The sequence below is a fragment of the Corynebacterium halotolerans genome (assembly GCF_050107895.1).
GTDB lineage: Bacteria > Actinomycetota > Actinomycetes > Mycobacteriales > Mycobacteriaceae > Corynebacterium > Corynebacterium halotolerans_B.
Map to the genome: position 1 here is coordinate 70,674 of NZ_JBNILW010000008.1, position 19,818 is coordinate 90,491.

General features: G+C 65.9%; 17 protein-coding genes and 1 pseudogene. 14 read left to right on the forward strand and 4 right to left on the reverse strand.

Going from position 1 to position 19,818, the window contains the following annotated elements:
* Window positions 1–36 precede the first annotated feature (36 nt).
* The 6 genes and pseudogenes from ACQCVD_RS09410 to ACQCVD_RS09435 all read left to right on the forward strand — a co-directional run.
* Window positions 37–189: pseudogene (locus ACQCVD_RS09410) on the forward strand (WXG100 family type VII secretion target); the annotation flags it as partial.
* Window positions 190–563: 374 nt separating this feature from the next.
* Window positions 564–1,007, forward strand: coding sequence for a 50S ribosomal protein L13 (gene rplM / locus ACQCVD_RS09415; RefSeq protein ID WP_426823485.1), 444 nt, complete (start codon window positions 564–566; stop codon window positions 1,005–1,007).
* Window positions 1,004–1,543 carry a 30S ribosomal protein S9 gene (rpsI, locus tag ACQCVD_RS09420; RefSeq protein ID WP_426823486.1) on the forward strand — a complete coding sequence of 180 codons (540 nt, stop codon included), beginning with the start codon at window positions 1,004–1,006 and terminating at the stop codon, window positions 1,541–1,543. Before rplM ends, rpsI begins: the two co-directional genes overlap by 4 nt.
* A 124-nt stretch (window positions 1,544–1,667) precedes the next feature.
* Window positions 1,668–3,011, forward strand: coding sequence for a phosphoglucosamine mutase (glmM, locus tag ACQCVD_RS09425; protein WP_426823487.1), 1,344 nt, complete (start codon window positions 1,668–1,670; stop codon window positions 3,009–3,011).
* Window positions 3,012–3,096: 85 nt separating this feature from the next.
* Window positions 3,097–3,396: a hypothetical protein gene (locus tag ACQCVD_RS09430; RefSeq protein WP_426823488.1), complete on the forward strand. Its 300-nt coding sequence runs from the start codon at window positions 3,097–3,099 to the stop codon at window positions 3,394–3,396.
* Window positions 3,393–4,958: a hypothetical protein gene (locus ACQCVD_RS09435; protein WP_426823489.1), complete on the forward strand. Its 1,566-nt coding sequence runs from the start codon at window positions 3,393–3,395 to the stop codon at window positions 4,956–4,958. Before ACQCVD_RS09430 ends, ACQCVD_RS09435 begins: the two co-directional genes overlap by 4 nt.
* A 302-nt stretch (window positions 4,959–5,260) precedes the next feature.
* Here the strand turns inward: ACQCVD_RS09435 and ACQCVD_RS09440 are convergent, their stop codons facing one another.
* Entirely contained in the window at window positions 5,261–6,103 is an 843-nt protein-coding gene (locus ACQCVD_RS09440; RefSeq protein WP_426823490.1) for an alpha/beta hydrolase, read from the reverse strand.
* A 106-nt stretch (window positions 6,104–6,209) separates the two neighbouring features.
* Here ACQCVD_RS09440 and glmS point away from each other — a divergent pair, with 106 nt between their 5' ends.
* From glmS to tsaD, 7 genes are all read left to right on the forward strand, one after another.
* Complete coding sequence (gene glmS / locus ACQCVD_RS09445) at window positions 6,210–8,087, forward strand: glutamine--fructose-6-phosphate transaminase (isomerizing) (RefSeq protein WP_426823491.1); 1,878 nt, start codon at window positions 6,210–6,212, stop codon at window positions 8,085–8,087.
* A gap of 54 nt (window positions 8,088–8,141) precedes the next feature.
* Window positions 8,142–9,236 (forward strand): alanine racemase, encoded by a 1,095-nt coding sequence (gene alr, locus ACQCVD_RS09450; RefSeq protein WP_426823492.1) that lies wholly within the window; start codon window positions 8,142–8,144, stop codon window positions 9,234–9,236.
* Window positions 9,237–9,728 (forward strand): tRNA (adenosine(37)-N6)-threonylcarbamoyltransferase complex ATPase subunit type 1 TsaE, encoded by a 492-nt coding sequence (gene tsaE / locus ACQCVD_RS09455; protein WP_426823493.1) that lies wholly within the window; start codon window positions 9,237–9,239, stop codon window positions 9,726–9,728.
* A gap of 109 nt (window positions 9,729–9,837) precedes the next feature.
* Window positions 9,838–10,317 (forward strand): hypothetical protein, encoded by a 480-nt coding sequence (locus tag ACQCVD_RS09460; protein WP_426823495.1) that lies wholly within the window; start codon window positions 9,838–9,840, stop codon window positions 10,315–10,317.
* A gap of 67 nt (window positions 10,318–10,384) precedes the next feature.
* Complete coding sequence (gene tsaB / locus ACQCVD_RS09465) at window positions 10,385–11,047, forward strand: tRNA (adenosine(37)-N6)-threonylcarbamoyltransferase complex dimerization subunit type 1 TsaB (RefSeq protein WP_426823496.1); 663 nt, start codon at window positions 10,385–10,387, stop codon at window positions 11,045–11,047.
* 2 nt (window positions 11,048–11,049) lie between these two features.
* A complete protein-coding gene (rimI, locus tag ACQCVD_RS09470) occupies window positions 11,050–11,535 on the forward strand; it encodes a ribosomal protein S18-alanine N-acetyltransferase (protein ID WP_426823591.1) in 486 nt (161 codons plus the stop codon).
* Complete coding sequence (tsaD, locus tag ACQCVD_RS09475) at window positions 11,525–12,595, forward strand: tRNA (adenosine(37)-N6)-threonylcarbamoyltransferase complex transferase subunit TsaD (protein WP_426823498.1); 1,071 nt, start codon at window positions 11,525–11,527, stop codon at window positions 12,593–12,595. The genes rimI and tsaD overlap by 11 nt, the downstream gene beginning before the upstream one ends.
* 79 nt (window positions 12,596–12,674) lie before the next feature.
* Here tsaD and ACQCVD_RS09480 read toward each other — a convergent pair whose 3' ends face one another.
* Window positions 12,675–13,364: a hypothetical protein gene (locus ACQCVD_RS09480; RefSeq protein ID WP_426823499.1), complete on the reverse strand. Its 690-nt coding sequence runs from the start codon at window positions 13,362–13,364 to the stop codon at window positions 12,675–12,677.
* Between the two features lie 57 nt (window positions 13,365–13,421).
* The gene (locus ACQCVD_RS09485) at window positions 13,422–17,876 is read right to left on the reverse strand and encodes a choice-of-anchor G family protein (protein WP_426823501.1); all 4,455 of its coding nucleotides are present in this window, start codon (window positions 17,874–17,876) and stop codon (window positions 13,422–13,424) included.
* An 809-nt stretch (window positions 17,877–18,685) separates the two neighbouring features.
* On the opposite strand from ACQCVD_RS09485, the gene ACQCVD_RS09490 reads away from it, so the two are divergent.
* Window positions 18,686–19,117, forward strand: coding sequence for a hypothetical protein (locus ACQCVD_RS09490; RefSeq protein WP_426823502.1), 432 nt, complete (start codon window positions 18,686–18,688; stop codon window positions 19,115–19,117).
* Here ACQCVD_RS09490 and ACQCVD_RS09495 read toward each other — a convergent pair.
* Window positions 19,114–19,782 carry an HAD hydrolase-like protein gene (locus tag ACQCVD_RS09495; protein ID WP_426823503.1) on the reverse strand — a complete coding sequence of 223 codons (669 nt, stop codon included), beginning with the start codon at window positions 19,780–19,782 and terminating at the stop codon, window positions 19,114–19,116. The two genes, ACQCVD_RS09490 and ACQCVD_RS09495, sit on opposite strands and share 4 nt — an antisense overlap.
* Window positions 19,783–19,818 lie beyond the last annotated feature (36 nt).

Consider the following 19,818-nt stretch of genomic DNA (forward strand, 5'->3'; position numbering starts at 1 on the left):
GGCCGCTTGAATTATTACAACCCAAGTATGCCCATAGAGTCCGCGGCCGCCTACGCAGCGGCACAGGCCAAGTGGGACAACGCCGCCGCAGAGCTCAACACCATCCTGGCCACGATCTCGCGCACTGTTTCCCAGGGCAATGAGCGGATGGGCGACGTCAACCGGATGGCCGCGGCCAGCTGGGGCTGACCCACCGCCGGGATACCAGGTGACCGGTGTGAGGTTCTCCGCGAAGCCCACGTGAGGGCAGACCACTTCGCTGGGGAGCGCGGCACCGGGCTGGCCGCCGCCGGCACCTGGGGCACCCACCACATGTGAGCGCCACGGCGCGGAGACGGATGACCAGGCGTGGGCCGGTCCCGCCCCGCGCCGTGGTGTTTTTGGGTTTCCGGGGATCGTGGCCTAAAATCGAATGGTCTTGTGTGAAGTCTGTGCTTTTCGGCCTCTTGGGGTCGCGTGCAGGCAGCAGTGCATCACCGGGTCTCCACCGGCCGCCGGGGATGACGCTTTCACCCAACACTACTTTTGGCCGGCAGTCCTAGACAGACTTTTAAGGAGTCATTTTGTCTACTTTCCACCCGAAGAGCGGTGACATCACCCGTAAGTGGTACGTCATCGACGCCACTGATGTGGTGCTGGGTCGCCTGGCCACCCACGCGGCAGATCTGCTGCGCGGCAAGGGCAAGCCGATCTACGCTCCGAACACCGACTGTGGTGACCACGTCATCATCATCAACGCCGACAAGGTTCACGTCTCCTCCAACAAGCGCGATCGTGAGATGCGTTACCGCCACTCCGGTTACCCGGGTGGTCTGAAGACGATGTCCCTGGGACGTTCCCTCGAGGTTCACCCTGCTCGCGTGATCGAGGAGAGCATCGTCGGCATGATGCCGAAGAACAAGCTCTCCCGTTCCTCCGCCAAGAAGCTTCACGTCTTTGCCGGCGCTGAGCACCCCTACGCGGGCCAGCAGCCGGAGACCTACGAGATCAAGCAGGTGTCACAGTGACTGAACCGAACAACATCGACAACAACGTAGCTGACGCCGAGGACATCGCCGCCGCAGCTGCCGCCACCGAGGAGTTCACCAACACCATCGGTGATGTGATCGCTCCGGAGGTCTCCGAAGAGGAGACCGTCGAGGCTCCCATCCAGCACGAGGGCCCGATCCAGACCGTCGGTCGCCGTAAGCGCGCCATTGTCCGCATCAAGCTCGTTCCGGGCACCGGCGAGTTCAAGTGCAACGGCCGCGCCCTGGAGGACTACTTCCCGAACAAGCTGCACCAGCAGCTGATCAAGGATCCGCTGGTGCTGCTCGAGCGCGAGGGCCAGTTCGACATCCAGGCCAACCTCCACGGCGGTGGCCCGACCGGCCAGGCCGGTGCGTTCCGCCTGGCGATCGCCCGTGCACTGAACGTGTACAACCCGGGTGACCGTGCCGCCCTGAAGAAGGCCGGCTTCCTGACCCGTGACGCTCGTGCCGTCGAGCGCAAGAAGGCAGGTCTGCACAAGGCACGTCGTGCCCCGCAGTACTCCAAGCGTTAAGTCTTTCTCTTACGCTTCACAGCAACCGCCGCGGTGGGGTCAGCGGAAAGTGCGACGGGAACTGCCGGGAAACCGCCGTGCCCGGTGAACGGACTCGCCGGGGCAGGCAGGCATAATGGTTCCCATGACTCGACTCTTTGGCACTGATGGCGTCCGTGGACTGGCCAACAAGGCGCTGACCGCCCCGCTCGCACTCCGACTCGGAGCAGCAGCGGCAGACGTCCTCACAGCGGAAAACCGCAGCGGTGGCCGGCGGCCCACCGCGATCATCGGCCGGGACCCGCGCGTTTCCGGGGAGATGCTGGCGGCGGCACTGGCAGCCGGCATGGCCAGCCGCGGCGTCGACGTCCTGCGGGTCGGTGTGATCCCGACTCCCGGCGTGGCCTTCCTCACCGACGACTACGGCGCTGACATGGGCGTGATGATCTCCGCCAGCCACAACCCGATGCCGGACAACGGCATCAAGTTCTTCTCCGCCGGGGGCCGCAAGCTCCCCGATGAGGTGGAGGACCAGATTGAGGCGAAGATGGCGAACCTGCCCGAGGACGGCCCCACCGGCCACGGCATCGGCCGCATCATCGAGGAGGCCCCCGACGCCCAGGACCGCTACCTGGCGCACCTGCGTGAGGCCGTCCCCACGGACCTGTCCGGCATCAAGGTCGTGGTGGATGCGGCTAACGGCGCGGCCTCCGAGGTGGCGGTGCTGGCCTATGCCGCAGCAGGTGCCGAGGTGACCGCCATCCACAACGAACCCAACGCCTACAACATCAATGACGGCTGCGGTTCCACGCACATCGAGCAGACCCAGCAGGCGGTCAAGGAGCACGGTGCGGACCTCGGCCTGGCCCACGACGGTGACGCCGACCGCTGCCTGGCGGTCGACGCTGAGGGCAACGTCGTGGACGGTGACCAGATCATGGCGATCCTGGCGGTGGCGAAGAAGGAGAACAACTCCCTGCGGCACAACACCGTCGTCGCCACCGTGATGAGCAACCTGGGTCTGAAGCTGGCGATGCGGCGCGAGGGCATCGAGCTCGTCACGACGAAGGTCGGCGACCGCTACGTGCTGGAGGAACTCAACGCCAGTGGCTATTCTCTCGGCGGTGAGCAGTCGGGTCACATCGTGCTGCCCGGCCACGGCACCACCGGTGACGGCACGCTGACCGGTCTGTCCCTGATGTCCCGGATGGCGGAGACCGGTAAGTCGCTCCAGGAGCTCGCCGGGGTGATGGAGGTGCTCCCGCAGGTCCTCATCAACGTCCCGGTCTCCGACAAGGCGTCGATCATGAAGGACTCCGGTGTCACCACCGCCATCGCCGCCGCGGAGACCGAACTGGGGGACACCGGCCGTGTCCTGCTGCGGGCCTCCGGTACCGAGGAGCTCTTCCGCGTGATGGTCGAGGCCGAGGACGAGGAGTTCGCCCGCAAGATCGCGGGCCAGCTCGCGGCGGTCGTCGCAGCGGTCTGAGGGAGCTGATTCTCCGGGAACGGGAACCGGTCGAGGTCCGGTGCAGTCAAAGCAGATGAAGCTGCAACTGCACCGAGGGGGAATCATGACCGAACTGGACCTGGACACATCGGCAGCGCTGGGGGCGCTGCAGGCGACCCAGCAGGAGACCGAGGAACAACGCAGGCGACACACCGCCAGCCCACCGGGCTATCCGCCCGCGGCCGCCGGAGCGGGGTTCGGCGGGCACGGGGCGGCACTCGCCATGATGCTGGCTGCGCTGCATGAAGCGGGCACCACGCGTATCGACGCCCTGGGCACCACCACCGCAGCCGCGGTGCGGCAGGTACACGTCTACGGTGACACCGACCAGGGGTTCGCGACCACGCTGAAGGCCACCTCATGAGCGGCGGCAGCATGGACACCGCCCCCTTTCATCGGGCCGTGCGTGACCTGCAGGCAGCGTCCCGCGGCACCTATGCCGGGCCAGCGGTACCGGAACAATCCCTGCAGACAGCTCTGAGTAGCACGGACGGCCTGGATACCGGGGCCCTGATGACCCATGTCCGCTCTGCGGTCGGGGATACGCAGGTGGGCCAGCTCCGCAACCGGCTCCTACCCCTCGTGCTCAGATTTCTCGGGCAGGCGGCCAGCGGTGCGATCGGGGGACTGCTCAGCGATGTCGCCACCGACTGGTTCGACCGGCGCAATGAGTCGGAGCAATTGGCGGACGAGGCCGGAGAGGCCACTGAGGTGGTTGACCAGGTGGTCGAGGATTCAGACGCCGCGTTGAACGCGGCGCTGATCCGGGCCACCCAGCTACTGGACGTGCTGCTGAAGTACCTGGGGACGGTTGACCCGCACGAACACCCCGAGCAGTTCATGGCGGCGGTCCGCAACGCAGCCACGGTCATCGATTCCACCGGGGAGATGATCACGGGGACCTGCGAAGAACGCGACAGCATCATCAGCGAGTGTTATGACCACCTCCTGGACAGGGGGCAGGCGATCTGTCAGCAGCCCTGCGCGGAATTGCCGCCGGAAGTTGCGGAGTGCGAGCCAACGGCGCCGCCGGCGGACGGGGGAGTGCCGACATCGCCCGCAACCTCCCCGCCACCGGTCACCGAGGGAACGCCGCCGGAGAAGGCTCCGACGCCAAAGCCCGGGTCGCCACCGGAACCCGAGACACCACCGGAGAAGAAACCTGAGCCAGAACCGGATCCTGAGCCGGAGCCCACGCCGGAAGACTGTCCACCCGCACCGGAGGACTGCGCTGCCGAACCGGCACCGGCCCCGTCGCCCGCACCAGTTCCGGAGCCGACGGACTGCCCGCCGCAGGATGCGCCGGAGCCACTCCCGCAACCTGCACCAAGCCCGGAACCGGCACCTGTTCCCGACCCCGGGACGACACCCGCCGCCACTTCGCCCGGTGGGACACCGCCACCGGCGCCAGAACCTGAGCCGGTGCCCGGACCAACGATCGAACCTGATCCCACCCCGGAGCCGGAGCCAGTCCCCGGACCGGAAGCGGTGGACTGTCTGCCGGAAGAAGGAGCTGGGGAGGAATGTCCGCCGTCGACCAGTGAATGCTGCAGCGGTGTCCTCGGGTTGTTGGGAGTCGGCGTGGCCATCCTGGGTATCGGCCTGTTGATTGAGTGTCTGGAGGACATGGAGACGCCACCGGCGGAGACACCTGAACAGGAGCCCATACCGGAATCTGAACCGGAACCGGCACCAGCGGTGGAACCGGAAATAGACCTGTCGACGGTACCGGAACCGGATCCGCCACCGAAGAAGCTCATCAACACCGAATCCGTGCAGATGGTGCCGCCCATCCCAGAACCTGCGTCGGAGCCCCCACCACCTGCACCGGCACCGGAGCCCCCGGCACCTGCACCGGCTCCTGCCCCCGAACCACCACCGGAATCTGACTCAGTGGGCACGGCCAGAAAGGCGGGTGCGTGGTGACCCTCGAATTCGATGAGTTCGTCCGACAGTTCCGGGAGCGCACTGCGCAACGGATGGTGGAGTTCGAGAAGGCACTGGCCAAAGCACAGACCGATATGGAGAAGACCCAGCGGAAACCCCGCGGCTCCGTCCCACCGTCCCGCGGCTCCATTCCGCAACGGAGCAGATCCACCAGTCACCGCCCTGAGCCCGTGGTGCACCCGGCACCGCCGGTGACCGGGGAACTGAAAACCCCTGTCCGGAACCGGAGAAGACCCGGACCCGTGCAGGGAGTGCTGAAGAAATCCTAGCGGAGGAAAGCGTCAGTGCGCCGGCTGTTCCTGCGGCACACCGGCCTTCTCGGCGAGCTCATCGCCTGTGTAGGAGACGACTTTCTTGGCCTCGGCCGCGGGGGCGGAGAAGCCCTCGTACTTGTTCTCCCCGGCCAACTGGTGGAGGAAGAACCCGGTCAGGAGACCGCGGGCGGTCTCCTGACCGGCCGTCTGCGGCCGACCGAGACCGGCGATCAGCTTGAACGCCGTGTCCTCGGGAAAGCCCTGCTGCTTGAGGTTCTCCAACTCGCGGTAGGCCACCGGGCCGGCCCAGTTATAGGCCACCTTGGCCGGGTTCCCGGCTTCCACAATGCCCTTGTCCGCGGTGCCGATGATCAGCCCCGGGATGGAGAGGTAGCGGGCTGCGGCTTCCGCGGACGGCGTGGTGTCCGCGGGGAAGAGCGCGCCGACGGCGTGCGCCTTGGTGTTGCCGGTGGCCGTCAGGATCGCCGCGCCGGCGCCCATACCGTGTCCGGCGAGCCCCAGCTTGCCGGGGTTGACGGTGACATTGCCTTGACCGAGCCGGACCCCCGCGAGGATCTGCAGGCAGCTTTCCAGATCCGCGGCAAGACCCCGGTGGTCGGGCAGGAAGCCCCGCTCGGTGTCCGGGGCGGCGACGGCGATACCCCAACTGGCCAGGTGGCGCAGGGTGGCGTGGTACTTGTCGATGCCCTTGAGCCAGTCGTGTCCGAAAGCCACCCCCGGGACACCGTCGCCCTCTGCGGGGGTGTAGACCTTGCCCTGGATACCGGCGTACTCGAGGGAACCGACGAGCACGCGGTGAGGGCCGCGCTTGGACAGTTTTGCCAGATGCTTCTTCAGATTCTCAGACACGTCTCCGAGGATAATCCATGCTGCTGCTCCCGCGCCGTTGAATCTCCCCTCCGCTCCGGCACGTCGCAGGGTGCGTGTGTCCGGTGAGGCGTGTAATTTTTTCTCCATGTGTGGAATCGTTGGATATGTCGGTGATCGACAGGGCCTGGAGGTCTCGCTTGAGGCGCTCCAGCGGATGGAATATCGCGGGTATGACTCCGCAGGTATCGCTGTGGCTGCCCCCGACGATCCGCTCGGTCCCCGGATCAACCTGGTCAAGCGTGCCGGAAAGCTCGCCAACCTGGTGGACCGAGTCGCCGAGTACGGGACGGAGAACCTGCGCGGCACCACCGCGATCGGACACACCCGCTGGGCCACCCACGGCCGACCGACCGATGAGAACGCCCACCCGCACCGTTCCTTCGATGAGAAGGTGGCCATCGTCCACAACGGCATCATCGAGAACTTCGCGGCACTTCGTCAGGAGCTGGAGACCAGGGGCATCGAGCTGGCCTCCGAGACCGACTCAGAGGTCGCAGCTCACCTGCTGGCTCTCGCCTACAACGAAGGCGAGACCGCCGGGGATTTCCGGTCCAGCGCGCTCGCCGTCCTCAACCGGCTCGAGGGTGCTTTCACCCTGTTGTTCATGCACGCCGACCACCCCGACCAGATCATCGCCGCGCGGCGCTCGACCCCGCTCATCATCGGTGTCGGCGAGGACGAGATGTTCCTCGGCTCCGATGTCGCGGCCTTCATCGAGCACACCCGCAACGCCGTGGAGCTGGGCCAGGACAACGTCGTCGTGATCACCCGCGACAACTACGAGGTCCTCAACTTCGACGGCACTGCCGCCGAGGGCAAGCCCTTCACCATTGACTGGGACCTCGCCGCCGCGGAGAAGAGCGGCTATGACTCCTTCATGATGAAGGAGATCCACGAGCAGCCGGCTGCCGTGCGTGACACCCTGGCCGGCCACTACCAGGACGGGCGCGTGGTGCTGGATGAGCAGCACCTCTCACAGCAGGACCTGAAGTACGTCAACCAGGTATTCGTCGTGGCCTGCGGCTCCGCCTACCACTCCGGCCTGCTGGCCAAGTACGCCATCGAGCACTGGGTGCGCATCCCCGTCCAGATCGAGGTGGCCTCCGAGTTCCGCTACCGGGACCCGGTCCTGGATGAGCGCACCCTGGTGCTGGCGATCTCCCAGTCCGGCGAGACCGCCGACACCCTGGAGGCGGTCCGCCACGCGAAAGCCCAGGGCGCGAAGGTGCTCGCGGTCTGCAACACCAACGGCTCCCAGATTCCGCGCGAGTCGGATGCGGTGCTCTACACCCACGCCGGCCCGGAGATCGGCGTGGCCTCCACCAAGGCCTTCCTGGCCCAGGTCGCGGCCAACTACCTCGTCGGTCTGGCACTGGCGCAGGCCCACGGCACCAAGTACCCGGACGAGATCGCCGAGATCTACGAGTCGCTGGCGGAGATTCCCGCCAAGATCGAGGAGCTGCTGGGCGTCCAGGAACAGATCACGGGCATCGCCGACTACCTGGGGGCCGTGCAGACCATGCTCTTCCTCGGCCGGGGCGTGGGTTTCCCGGTCGCCCTGGAGGGCGCGCTCAAGCTCAAGGAGCTGGCCTACATCCACGCCGAGGGCTTTGCCGCCGGCGAGCTCAAGCACGGGCCGATCGCGCTGATCGAGGACGATCTGCCCGTGGTCATCGTGGTGCCCTCCCCGCACGGTGTGAAGCAGCTGCACTCCAAGATCGTCTCCAACATCCAGGAGATCCGGGCCCGGGGCGCCAAGACCATCGTCATCGCGGAGGAGGGCGACACGTCCGTGGAGCCCTACGCGAACTGGCTGATCAAGCTACCGCAGAGCGCGTCGATCATGCAGCCGCTGCTGGCCACCGTCCCGCTGCAGTTCCTGTCCGCGGAGATCGCCCGCAACTGCGGCAACGATGACATCGACAAGCCGCGCAACCTGGCCAAGTCCGTCACCGTGGAGTAGCCCTGTCCCGGGTACTGCACGGCCGCCGGCGGTGCCGGTGGCACAATATCGGACATGGACCTGCTGACCACCCGCATTGATCTCGATGCCGTCGCGCACAATACCCGCACCATCAAACAGCGAGTGGGGGCCGCGCGGCTGATGGCGGTGGTCAAGGCCGACGGCTACAACCACGGTGCGGCCGATGTCGCCCGCGTGATGCTGGCCCACGGTGCCGACGCCCTCGGCGTCGCTACCCTCGCCGAAGCCCACGGCCTGCGGCAGACCGGTATCACCGCGCCGCTGCTGGCCTGGATCTGGTCGCCGGGGCAGGACTTCCGGGCCGCCCTGGCCGCCGACATCGAACTCGGAGTGTCCACCCTGGCGCAGGTCCGGGCGCTTGCCGACGCCGCCGTGCCCGCCCGCGTCGCTGTCAAGGTCGAGACCGGCATGCACCGCTCCGGGCTGGAGGAGTCCGAGTGGGCACAGGCGCTGACCACCCTGCAGGCGGCCAGCCATATCACCGTGACCGGGCTGTTCTCCCACCTGTCCTGCGCAGATGACCCAGGGAATCCGGCCACCGACCAACAGGCGGCGACCTTCCGCCGGGCCATCGACGTGGCCCGGTCCCTGGGGCTCGAGGTGCCGGTCAACCACCTGTGCAACTCCCCGGGCACCCTCACCCGCCCGGACCTGCACTTCGACCAGGTCCGCGTCGGTGTCGCGCTCTACGGGCTGGAACCGGTCCCTGGCCGGGACCACGGTCTACGGCCGGCGATGACCTGGGTCGGCCGGATCACCGCGGTCAAGCCGATCGCGCCGGGGGAGGGCAGCAGCTACGGGCTGACGTGGCGGGCCGACAAACCCGGGTGGCTGGCCCTGGTGCCCTGCGGCTACGCCGACGGTCTGCCGCGCGCGGTGCAGGGGCACCTCGACGTCGGCATCGGGGGCCACCGCTACCCGCAGGTCGGGCGCGTGTGCATGGACCAGTTCGTGGTGGACCTGGGAGATAACCCGCACGGTGTGACGGCCGGGGATGAGGCGGTGATCTTCGGTACGGGCGGCATGTCCGCCACCGAACTGGCCGCGGCGACCGGCACCATCAACTATGAGATCGTCTGCCGACCGACCGGCCGGACCCGCCGTGAGATCACAGGAAGTGAGAGTTAAGTGAAGAGCAGTTTTCCGGAAACCGGCAGCCGCCGTCTGGACACGGCGGAGGACACCCGTGCCTTCGGCGAGGACCTGGGCGCCGCCCTCGAGGCCGGCGACGTCGTGATCCTCGACGGTCCGCTGGGGGCGGGCAAAACGACGTTCACCCAGGGCGTCGCCATCGGCATGCAGGTCCGCGGCCGGGTGACCTCCCCGACGTTCGTGATCGCCCGGGAACACCGCTCGACGGTCGGCGGGCCGGCCCTGGTGCACATGGACGCCTACCGGCTGCTCGGCGAGGGAGGTTCCGGGGATCCGGTGGGGGAACTGGATGCCCTGGACCTGGACACCGACCTGACCCAGGCCGTGATCGTGGCGGAGTGGGGTGGGGGACTGGTGGAGCAGATCACCGAACGCTATCTGCTCGTCCACCTCGACCGGGAGACGGCGGTGGCCGAGGACCCGGACTCGGAGGCCCGCATCTTCACCTGGGAAACAGTCGGCGGCTGACCCGCCGCACCAGACTGCCAGGAAACACCCAGCCCCCGGGGAGTCGGCGGCCAGCCGTCGTCGGTACGGTGGGAGGGAAATCACCTCCGAGGAAAGGTCAGCAACCAAAGTGCGTCTCAGCAAAATCGGCCAGGGTATCGTGGCCGCGGTCGTGGTCGTCTGGTTGGCCGCGATGGGCTTTTTGATCGCCAACGCGGAAAGCCCCGACGACAGTTTCGCGGACTCCAACGCCCTGGAGGGCGCGGTCGCGGCCATCGACGAACAGGGGCTGAAGGTCACCGCGATCTCCCCGGCCGACGTCTACGGCGAGCAGTACGTCGCCGGTGCGCTGATCTGCCCGGGCGCCACGGAGGAGTCGATCGGCCAGGATTACCAGGTTGACGCCGCGCCGCTGGAGCTGGGCGGAAATGAGGTTCCGGAGGACACCAGTTACCTGCTGCTGCGCGACACCGAGGGAACCGCCTCCTTCGACAAGATCCCGCGCGACAGCATCGACTTCTGTTCGGTTCCGCTGGCCGGCTACTTCGACACCCGCAGCCTGATGCCGCTGGCCAAGACCGAGGCCGAAGGCTGGGCCCTGTTCGGCTGATCCCGGTAGCCACGCTTTCGGCTTTCCGGATGCCGCGATGTCCGGGGCAGGTACTACCCTGGGAGATGTGCTTGTACTAGCTATCGACACCTCCACCCCCGACCTGGTCACCGGCCTCGTGGACACCGCGGCCGGAACCGTCACCGAACAGATCCTGCCCGACACCCGCCGCCACAATGAGCTGCTCACCCCCACGGTGCAGCAGGTGCTGGCTCAGGCCGGCACGACGTTCGCGGACCTGGACGCCGTGGTGGTCGGCTGCGGCCCGGGACCCTTCACCGGCCTGCGGGTGGGGATGGCCTCCGGGGCCGCCTTCGGTGACGCCCTGGGCATCCCGGTCCACGGGGTGTGCTCGCTCGACGCGATCGCCCACCAACTCGCCGGACGTGACGCCCTGGTGGCCACCGACGCCCGCCGCCGCGAGGTCTACTGGGCCAGTTACCAGGCGGGGCAGCGGGTGGCTGGCCCGAACGTCCAGGCCCCGGCGAACGTCACCCCGGGCCACCCGGTGGAGGTGGTCTCCGTGCCAGCCCACCTGGCGGAGCAACTGACGGCGGTGGACGGGAACGCCGAACAGGTGGATCTCGCCCCCACGGCTGCGGCGCTTGTCGCGGTCGCGGACCTGGACAACCCGGCCCCGGCCCCGCTGGAGCCGCTCTACCTGCGTCGGCCGGACGCCAAGGAGCCGGCACCCAGACCTAAGTCCCCGGCCATCCCCGAGGTGCAGTGACAGTGGAATTACGGGAACTGCGCCCGGGCGACGCCGCCCGCTGCGCCGAGCTGGAAAAGCAGTTGTTTCCGGGGGACAACCCCTGGTCCGAGAATATTTTCATGGTGGAGTTCGCCCACCCGCACACCTTCTACCTGGGCGTGTTCGAGGACGAGACCGAGGAAGCCGAAATGCTCGGCTACGCCGGCATGGCGATGCTGGGCCCACGCTCCGACCCCGAGTTCGAGATCCACACCATCGGCGTGGATCCTGCCCAGCAGCGCCGCGGACTGGGGCGGTTGATGATGGACAACCTGATGCACGTGGCCGACCAGTTCGACGCGCAGGTGTTCCTCGAGGTCCGCACGGACAACGCCGCCGCCATCGCGATGTATGAGGCTTATGGCTTCACCAACCAGGGCATCCGCCGCAACTACTATCAGCCCTCTGGTGCGGACGCCTTCACCATGACCCGGGCAAGCAGGAGTGAACGAGTAAATGAGCAGTGAGCGCGAGGTAGTGGTGCTGGGGGTCGAGACCTCCTGCGATGAAACCGGCGTGGGCATCGTGCGGCTGCGCACCGGAAACGGTGAGCCGAGCCTGGAGGTCATCGCGGATTCCCTGGCCAGCTCCATGTCCGAGCACGCCCGCTTCGGCGGGGTGGTCCCCGAGATTGCCAGCCGTGCCCACCTGGAGGCCATGGGGCCGGTGATGCGGGCCGCGCTGGCGGAGGCGGGCGTCGACAAGCCCGATGCCGTGGCCGCCACGATTGGTCCCGGACTGGCCGGTGCGCTGCTGGTCGGGGCGTCGGCCGCGAAGGCCTACGCCGCCGCGTGGGGTGTGCCCTTCTACGGCGTCAACCACCTGGGCGGGCACGTGGCGGTGGCGAACCTGGAGGGCGAGGCCCTGCCGCACTCGGTCGCCCTGTTGGTGTCCGGCGGCCACACCCAGTTGCTGGAGGTCGACGCCGTGGGACGGCCGATGCGTGAGCTCGGCGCCACGCTGGACGACGCCGCGGGCGAGGCCTACGACAAGGTCTCCCGCTTGCTGGGGCTCGGCTACCCGGGCGGTCCGGTGATCGACCGGATGGCCGGGGAGGGGGATCCGGCGGCCATCAAGTTCCCGCGTGGGCTGATGAAGCGCGTGGATGAGGAACGCGGCCACCGCCACGATTTCTCCTTCTCCGGGCTGAAGACCTCCGTGGCCCGCTACGTGGAGGCCGCCGAGCGCAACGGCGAGATGATCTCCGTGGCGGATGTCTGCGCCAGCTTCCAGGAGGCCGTCTGCGACGTGTTGACCTTCAAGGCGGTGCGCGCCTGTCAGGACACCGGCGCCAAGGTGCTGCTGCTGGGTGGCGGAGTGGCCGCCAACTCCCGGCTGCGGGCGCTGGCGAAGGAGCGGTGCGACGCCGCGGGCATCGAGTTGCGGGTGCCGCGGCCGGCGCTGTGCACCGACAACGGCGTGATGATCGCGACCCTGGCCGCCCAGCGCATCGCCGAGGGGGCCGCGGGTTCTGAGCTGGACGTGGCCACCGACCCGGGGCTGCCGGCCGAGGTGCCGCAGGTGTAGCCGCACTCTACCGCAGTGAATGACAGAAGCGGGCCAGAGGATTGCTCCTCCGGCCCGCTTTTCATCGCTGTTCAGCGCGTTACTGGAACAGGCTCCACTGGATCCGGGACAGTTCCGGGTCGCGGCCGGTCAGCCGGTAGAGCAGCTGGTCCACCTCGCGGGGGATCCAGTGCATGTTGTGGGCGTGCTCGATCAGGGCGTAGACACCGAGGGCGGCGAAGACGATCCCCGGCACGGCGTTGAGGGCGTCAGTGGCCTGGGTCGCGCTGACCAGGCTCAGCGACTGGGTGCGCGGACCCTCGTGGTCCTCGATCAGGTCGGCGGCGATGGACACGGTGACGTACTCGCCCTCATCCAGCCCACCGGCGACGGTGGCGGAGAAGACATCCCCGTCCCGGGTGATGGAGACCTTGTCGTCCGTGCTGGTCGCCTCGACGTTCTCGAGGCCCTCGGCGGAGTAGGCGACGGAGATGTCCTCGCTAGTGTCACGCAGACCGGTGATGGTCAGTTCGGTGGTCACAGCGTCCTGGCCGATCAGGCCGTCGACGGCGGCCTGGACGGAGCCGTTATCCACTTCGCAGTCGCCGTTGCCGACGGCGGTGCAGCTCTGGGAGCCGGCGCTGGATCCGGTGGAGCTGCCGGAGCTCAGGGCGAGCGAACCGTTTGAGCTGCTCTGGGCGGTGGCGGTGCCGATGGTGACGGTGGACGCCAGGAGGGCGGTGCAGACCGCGGTGGAGAGCCAACGGCGGGAGAGGGAGATTCCACTCATGACTTTTCAGTCCTTTCCTTGAGGTTCAGATCGGTGCTCGGTGATTGCGGTGCGTACCTAGCGGCGGTTGGTGAGGTTCATCCACCACTGGTCCTCGGCCTGGCCGAGCAGGCTGTTCTGGTGCATGAACTCCATGACGCTGGCGAAGATCCCACCCAGTCCCAGCAGGGCGAGCAGCCCGCCGAAGATATTGGTGATCCAGGAGTCAGAGGAACCGACGGCCACACCGGTCGACACGTCGCCGGAGTTGTTGTCGTCGATACCCGGGGTGTGGCCCACGACCGGGACTTCCTCGGTGATGGGAGTGTCGAGCTCCGGGTCGGTGACGATGATGGTGATCGGTCCATCGACGTCCTCACCCGGGGTGACGGAGATGTTGCCGTCCTCGTCGATGTCGACCGGGATGTCCTCGTTGTCTTCGTCGCGGGCTTCGACGTCGGTTTCCGGACCCTGGTTCTCCAGGTCGAGTCCGGTGTCCTGCTCCCGGTCCTCCGGGAAGACCGGGGTCGGGATGCCGCCGATGGACGGGGTGTCCTCAGTGGGGTCCTGGTCGCTGCCGTTGTCGTCTTCACCCGGGGTGTGACCGGTGACGGGGACTTCTGCCTCGATGGAGGCATCGAGTGCCGGGTCGGTGACGGTGATGGTGATCGGTCCGTCGACGTCCTCGCCCGGGGTGACGGAGATGTTGCCGTTTTCGTCGACGTTGACCGGGATGTCCTGGTTGTCTTCGTCGCGGGCTTCGACGTTGGTTTCCGGACCCTGGTTCTCGAGGTTGAGGCCGGTGTCCTGTTCCTCATCGGTCGGGTCGACCGGGTTCGGGGTACCGCCGAAGGACGGGGTGTCCTGAGCATCAGCCGGGTTGACCGTGAGGCTGAAGGTTTCGGTGTCGGCACCGGCGGCGTTGGAGGCGGAGACGGTGACTTCGTAGGCGTTTTCGCTGTCCTCCGCCGGGATGCCTGCAATGGTTCCTGCGGCGGCGTCGTAGATCAGCCCCGCAGGCAGTCCGGAGACCGTGACGGTGGCCGCCGGATCGCTGACCACGATACCCAGCGGGCCGAACTTCTCACCCACGGTTGCGATCTGGTCAGAGATACCGGCGATGGCCGGGACGTCCTCACCCGGGTCCGTCTGGCCATCCTCGTTGACCGGGACTTCTGCCTCGATGGGTGCATCGAGTGCGGGGTCGGTGACGGTGATGGTGATCGGACCGGTGACGTCGGTGCCTGGGGTGACGGAGATGTTGCCGTCCTCGTCCACCTCGACGGGGATTTCCTGGTTGTCTTCGTCGCGGGCGGTGACATTAGTGTCGTCGGTGCCGTTTTCGAGGTTGAGGCCGGTGTCCTGTTCCTCATCGGTCGGGTCGACCGGATTGGGGGTGCCGCCGAAGGACGGGGTGTCCTCAGCGGGGTTTTCGCCGGTGTCCGGATCAACGACCGGGACATCGAAGGTGATGTCTTCTGCCAGGTCGGGGTCGGTGATGGTCACGGTGATCTGGTCACCGGTGTCTTCGGTTGGGGTGACCAGGATGTTGCCGGTTTCGTCGACGGTGACGGTGACTTCGTTGCCGAGGTTGTCTTCAGCGGTGATAACCGATTCCTCGGTGAGGCCGGTGACGTTGACTTCGGTGTCTTCCGCTTCGCCGCTGCGCGGGACCTCGACCGGGGTGCCGTCGATGGCTGGGATCACACCGTCGGAAAGAGCGTCGGTGATGGTGACCGGGACGTCGATGGTGTCGGTGCTGGTGTCGGCGTAGGTGATCTGCACTGGGACGGTCTGGTCGCCGGATCCGACGAAGTTGGCACTGTTCTCGTCGGAGGACGGGGTCAGGATGATCGATCCGTCCTCATTGACGGTGGCCCAGGAGGGAACGCCTTCGCCGTTGGAGAAGACCGGATCCTCATCCAACGTGATGGAGGCGCTGTCTGCATCGGTGAAGATCGGTGCCGGGACGGTGGTTTCCTCGTCCTGCGGAGCGCTGACCTCGTCATAGGTCGGGGTGACCTGGTCCGCGGTGGTTGCCTCGGAGTCGTTGTCGTCTTCGCCGGCAGTGTGGCCGGTGATCGGAACGTCGCTTTCGATGGGGTCCGTGAGCGCGGGGTCGTCGATGACCACGGTGATGGGACCGTCGACGTTCTCACCCGGGGTGACGTGGATGTTGCCGTCCTCGTCGACGTTGACCGGGATGTTCTGGCCGTCTTCGTCGCGGGCGGTGACATCAGTGTCATCGGTGCCGTTCTCGAGGTTGAGACCGGTGTCCTGTTCCTCATCGGTCGGGTCCACCGGGTTGGCTTCGCCGCCGAAGGACGGAGCGGTGTCGCCGGGTTCTTCCCCGCCTTCTGGGTTGACGGGTACTTCGACTTCGATTGGGTCTTCCAGTGCCGGATCGTCGATGACTACAGTGATGGGGCCTTCGACATTCTCACCCGGAGTAACGATGACGTTTCCATCTTCATCAATTTCGACCGGAACCTCGGTGCCGTTGTCATCCTCAGCGGTGATGGTGGTGTCATCACTGGTATCGGTGACATCAACGCCGGTGTCCTGCGGGTCCTCGGTGGGGTCAACAGGGGTGACATTGGAGTCATCCACAATCGGGCCGGTGTACTCGGAGTCGTTGTCGTCTTCGCCGGCAGTGTGGCCGGCGACGGTGACGGTGTATTCCTGGGGGCTGCCCGCGAGGGTGGGGTCGGTGACGGTCAGGGTGATGGGGCCGTCGACGTTTTCGCCGGGGGTGATCAGGATGGTTTCGTTGCCGTCGGCGTCCGGGGTGCCGAAGGTGACGGGGAGTTCGGTGTCGTCTTCGTCGACGGCGGTGAACTCGGTGGTGTCTTCGTTGCGGTTGCTGACGGTTAGTCCGGTTTCTTGGGCGGTGTCGGTCGGGTCGACGGTGCCGGCGGTACCGGTGACGGTCACTGCGTCGGCTTGGCTCAAGGCGTAAACAGCCGAGGTAGCGATCGGGAGGGACAGAGCTCCTCCCAGGAGGTTGACTTCCAGGGCTGAAACCTTGAACAGCTCGCCGTCGTCCTCCTGACGGTTCACGATGATGTCGGCGATCGGTGTCAAGACACCTTCGAGGAGTGGGTTGAGGCTGGTGAGCAGCGGCGAAATGGCATCTTCTTGGACGTCGCCAATTAGTCCGGACAGCAGGCCCTGTTCCGTCTCATCGCCGAACAGCAGCCCCTCAACGACAGTGCCTACAGCCCCGACAATTGGCTGGAGCAATGCTGTTAGCGGAGTCAGAAGATTTGCGAGTCCTCTATTTTCCAGCAGATAGTTGTTGTAGGTATCGGCGTTATAGACGGCTTCGTCTCGGGTACGCGCCACATCGTCATTCAGAAGTCCACCCAGCGTGGTTCGAAGGTCGACTCCTGCAAGCCCGCCAAGAAGGGTGAGCTGGACTTGAACCTCAGTGCCGTAGAGGCCACTACGCTCCCCGTCACCGGTGAGAACGTTCTGCAGGCGGGCGTTGAGCCCGTTCGGGTTCTCGACAGCGCCGGCAGTCAACAGGCTGGTCACGGTATCGGTGATCCGGGAAAGCTGAGCATCCGAGAGCAGGGAGGTGTCGGCAGGAAGGCTATTGAGGCCATCGGTATGCAGCTGCTCTAGGTCCACACTGATCTGCCCGGTGGTCAGATCAATCGAAACGAGGCCACTCTCGTCTTCAAGCGGTTCTGCCAATAGTGCGTTGTTGATGTCGGCGAGCGGGATCTCCGCGGAGAGACTGATCCCGGTGCCGATAATCTCTCCCAGACCACTGACTAGTCCGAGAATGCTGTTAACTACCCCCTCTTCATTGAGTAGCCCGTTGAGGGTGCCGTCTAGGCCATTGACGGCCTCTTGGACAGTGTCGACGGCGTCGCCCACCAGTGGTGAATCAATGACCAGCTCGGCATCAGCGATCTGGTAGTTGCTGCCGGGGGTTCCATTCTCGTTCCAGGCTGCCGAGCTCAGCGTGCCCAGGTTCAGCGAAGCTTCATCAAGCAGCGGGGCCAGTGCTTCGTTCAGGCCGAGAACCGAGGTCAGGTCCAGGCTGGCGTTGCCTCCGGTGCCAGTTCCGCTGAGATCCAGCGCGCCGGTGTCGGTGATGAGCCCGGTCGCAGCGCGGGCCTCATCGGCTGCCGGTGTATTGGCGTAGGCGCGGAGCGCGCCGAACTCCCCCTGCAGCAGGCCGCCTTCACCGATCAGCGGAAGAGTGACTCCGCCGATTTCGATGTCGAGCAGGCCGAGCAGCTCGACATCGATGTCAGAAAGGTCAGGATCCTGGTTGTTATCAGACGCTTCATCCCACGCTTGCTCAGCTTCGAGCAGCTGCAAGATGGCATCGACTCCCCGATCATCGTCGGTGCTCAGCAGTTCACGTACTCCGGGTGCAGAGAGGTTCAGCTGTTCAGCAAACGCGTAAGCCTCAGCTTCGGCAGGAGTAGTCTGCGCCGCCGTAACCCCCGTAATCGGGTTCAACGGATGGGCAGGCACTGCAACCAACGCACCGCCGACCATGGCGGTGCTGGTCACGGTCGCGACACTGAGGCGTACCCAGCGTCGGAACTGCTCGGGGGATCGGGCGGAACGGTGCGGATTCTGACCCACGTGAATTCTCCTGAGATTACAACTCTTGGGCTGTCTGTGAGGAGATCATGCTGACATGGAGCTGAAAAACAACTCAGACAGGTGACGATTCGCGACGTTACCAACGTGTTAGCAATTGGTCTTATCAATCAGGCTCCGCTGCCCCCGATGAGCATACGATGAGCGTAAGGAATTAACTGCCTTAATAATCACATCAGTAACACCAGCATCTTCAGGAAAATCTTTATTTTTACATACTTTCCAAAAGTTGCAGCTCAACGCATATACGTTCCAGTGGGCTGGGGGAGTGGTGGGATGAGACCGTTTGTCCGCCACGCTGCTTCACGAACGGGGGTAGTTTTGGTGAGGCAGGTACATTCGTTTTCTCATGGAGGAAGTTCAAGGCCACGTGGCTCACTTCCTCTTATCCGTGCTCCCACGCCAGCGCGGCAGACTCACTTCTTCTGGGGCTGCCCCGGTGCACTCAAGCTGGATCGCACTTTCCATGCAGCTCCGCTACCGAAATGGGGCGTGGGCTGTGGCGGATCCCGCAGCTCCATCCACCGCATAAGTTGAACTTCTCATTACCGGCTGAGGAACTCTCACGGAATTCTTCGTCAAGTGTCTCCAAGTTCCCCGGAACGTGCGCTACTGCTGGAGTAGGCCCTCGCATGATGTCGTGCATGGGGATGGCCCCGGCCCTAACCAGTTGCGGCACAGGGCCGCGATGCTTCGCACCCGTTCAAGGAGAATGTATGACCACCGGTTTCCTCGTCAGTCCCGACCTGTCCTCCCGCATCGTCGAATTCGAACTCGAGCATGCCGCCCAATTTCTGGGCGGAGTGGTCGATGACCGGGTCTCCGTCGCTTTCTCGGAGGAGGACAAGACCTACGTCGCGCTTTTCAACGCGGAGGCAAAGGCCAATGCGGCGGAGCCGAATCCGGTCGCCTCACTGGGGCGCAATGAGGCGGACACCGGCAACTCGGCGTTCATCTCCGATCCCACCCGTGCCATTTCGGGCCCGGTGATCTTTGTCGGGGCGGAGGGGCAGGACATCAGTATCGATGAAATCAATTCGGTCAAGGACGGCATCCGGGCCACCCGCAACTACATCAAGGACTATGAGGAGGACTACCGCTACTGGCGTGCGGCGGTGCTGAACCTGGGTAGCCCCAAGGACGATTAGCTCTTCGCCGCCAGCTCCCCGCCCACCCAGGCCCGGACCAGCTGATCCAGTTCGGCCGGGTCCTCCGCGATGAAGTCAGCCTCGGCACGTTCCTCCGGGGTGCCGTAACCCCAGGCCACGGCAACCGTCGGAATGTTGAATTCGGCTGCGCCCTCGATGTCGTGGCTGCGGTCACCCACCATCAGCATCTCGGATTCCTCGCCCCGCAGCTCCAGGGAGTCCAGAACATGTGCGATCACCGCTGCCTTGGTCCGGCGTGGCCCGCCCTCCTGGGCGGCCCCCAGGAAATCCAGCTGCTCGAACATGCCGTACTCCTGCAGGGTCCGGCGGGCGAAGCTCTCGCCCTTGCTGGTGGCGGTGCTGACCCGTAGGTCCAGATCCCGCCAGCCGTCAAGCAGCTCCCGCATCTGTGGGAAGGGGCGTGAGTTGCGCCAGCCGGACTGCCCGTACTCCGCCATGTAGGCGGTGAACGCCTCCTTGACCATCGGTTCCGGCATCCCAAGTGAACGAAATGTCTGTTCCATCGGTGGTCCTGCGATCCCGGAGATCGTTTCCTCGTCGGGGACGGGCCAGTCCACCTCGGCCAGGGCATGGAGGAAACAGGCACGGATTCCGGGGAAGGAGTCGACCAGGGTGCCGTCGACGTCCAGGAGGAGAGTCTTCATGGCCCCAGTCTGGCAGCCCCGGAATGGCGCGGCCAA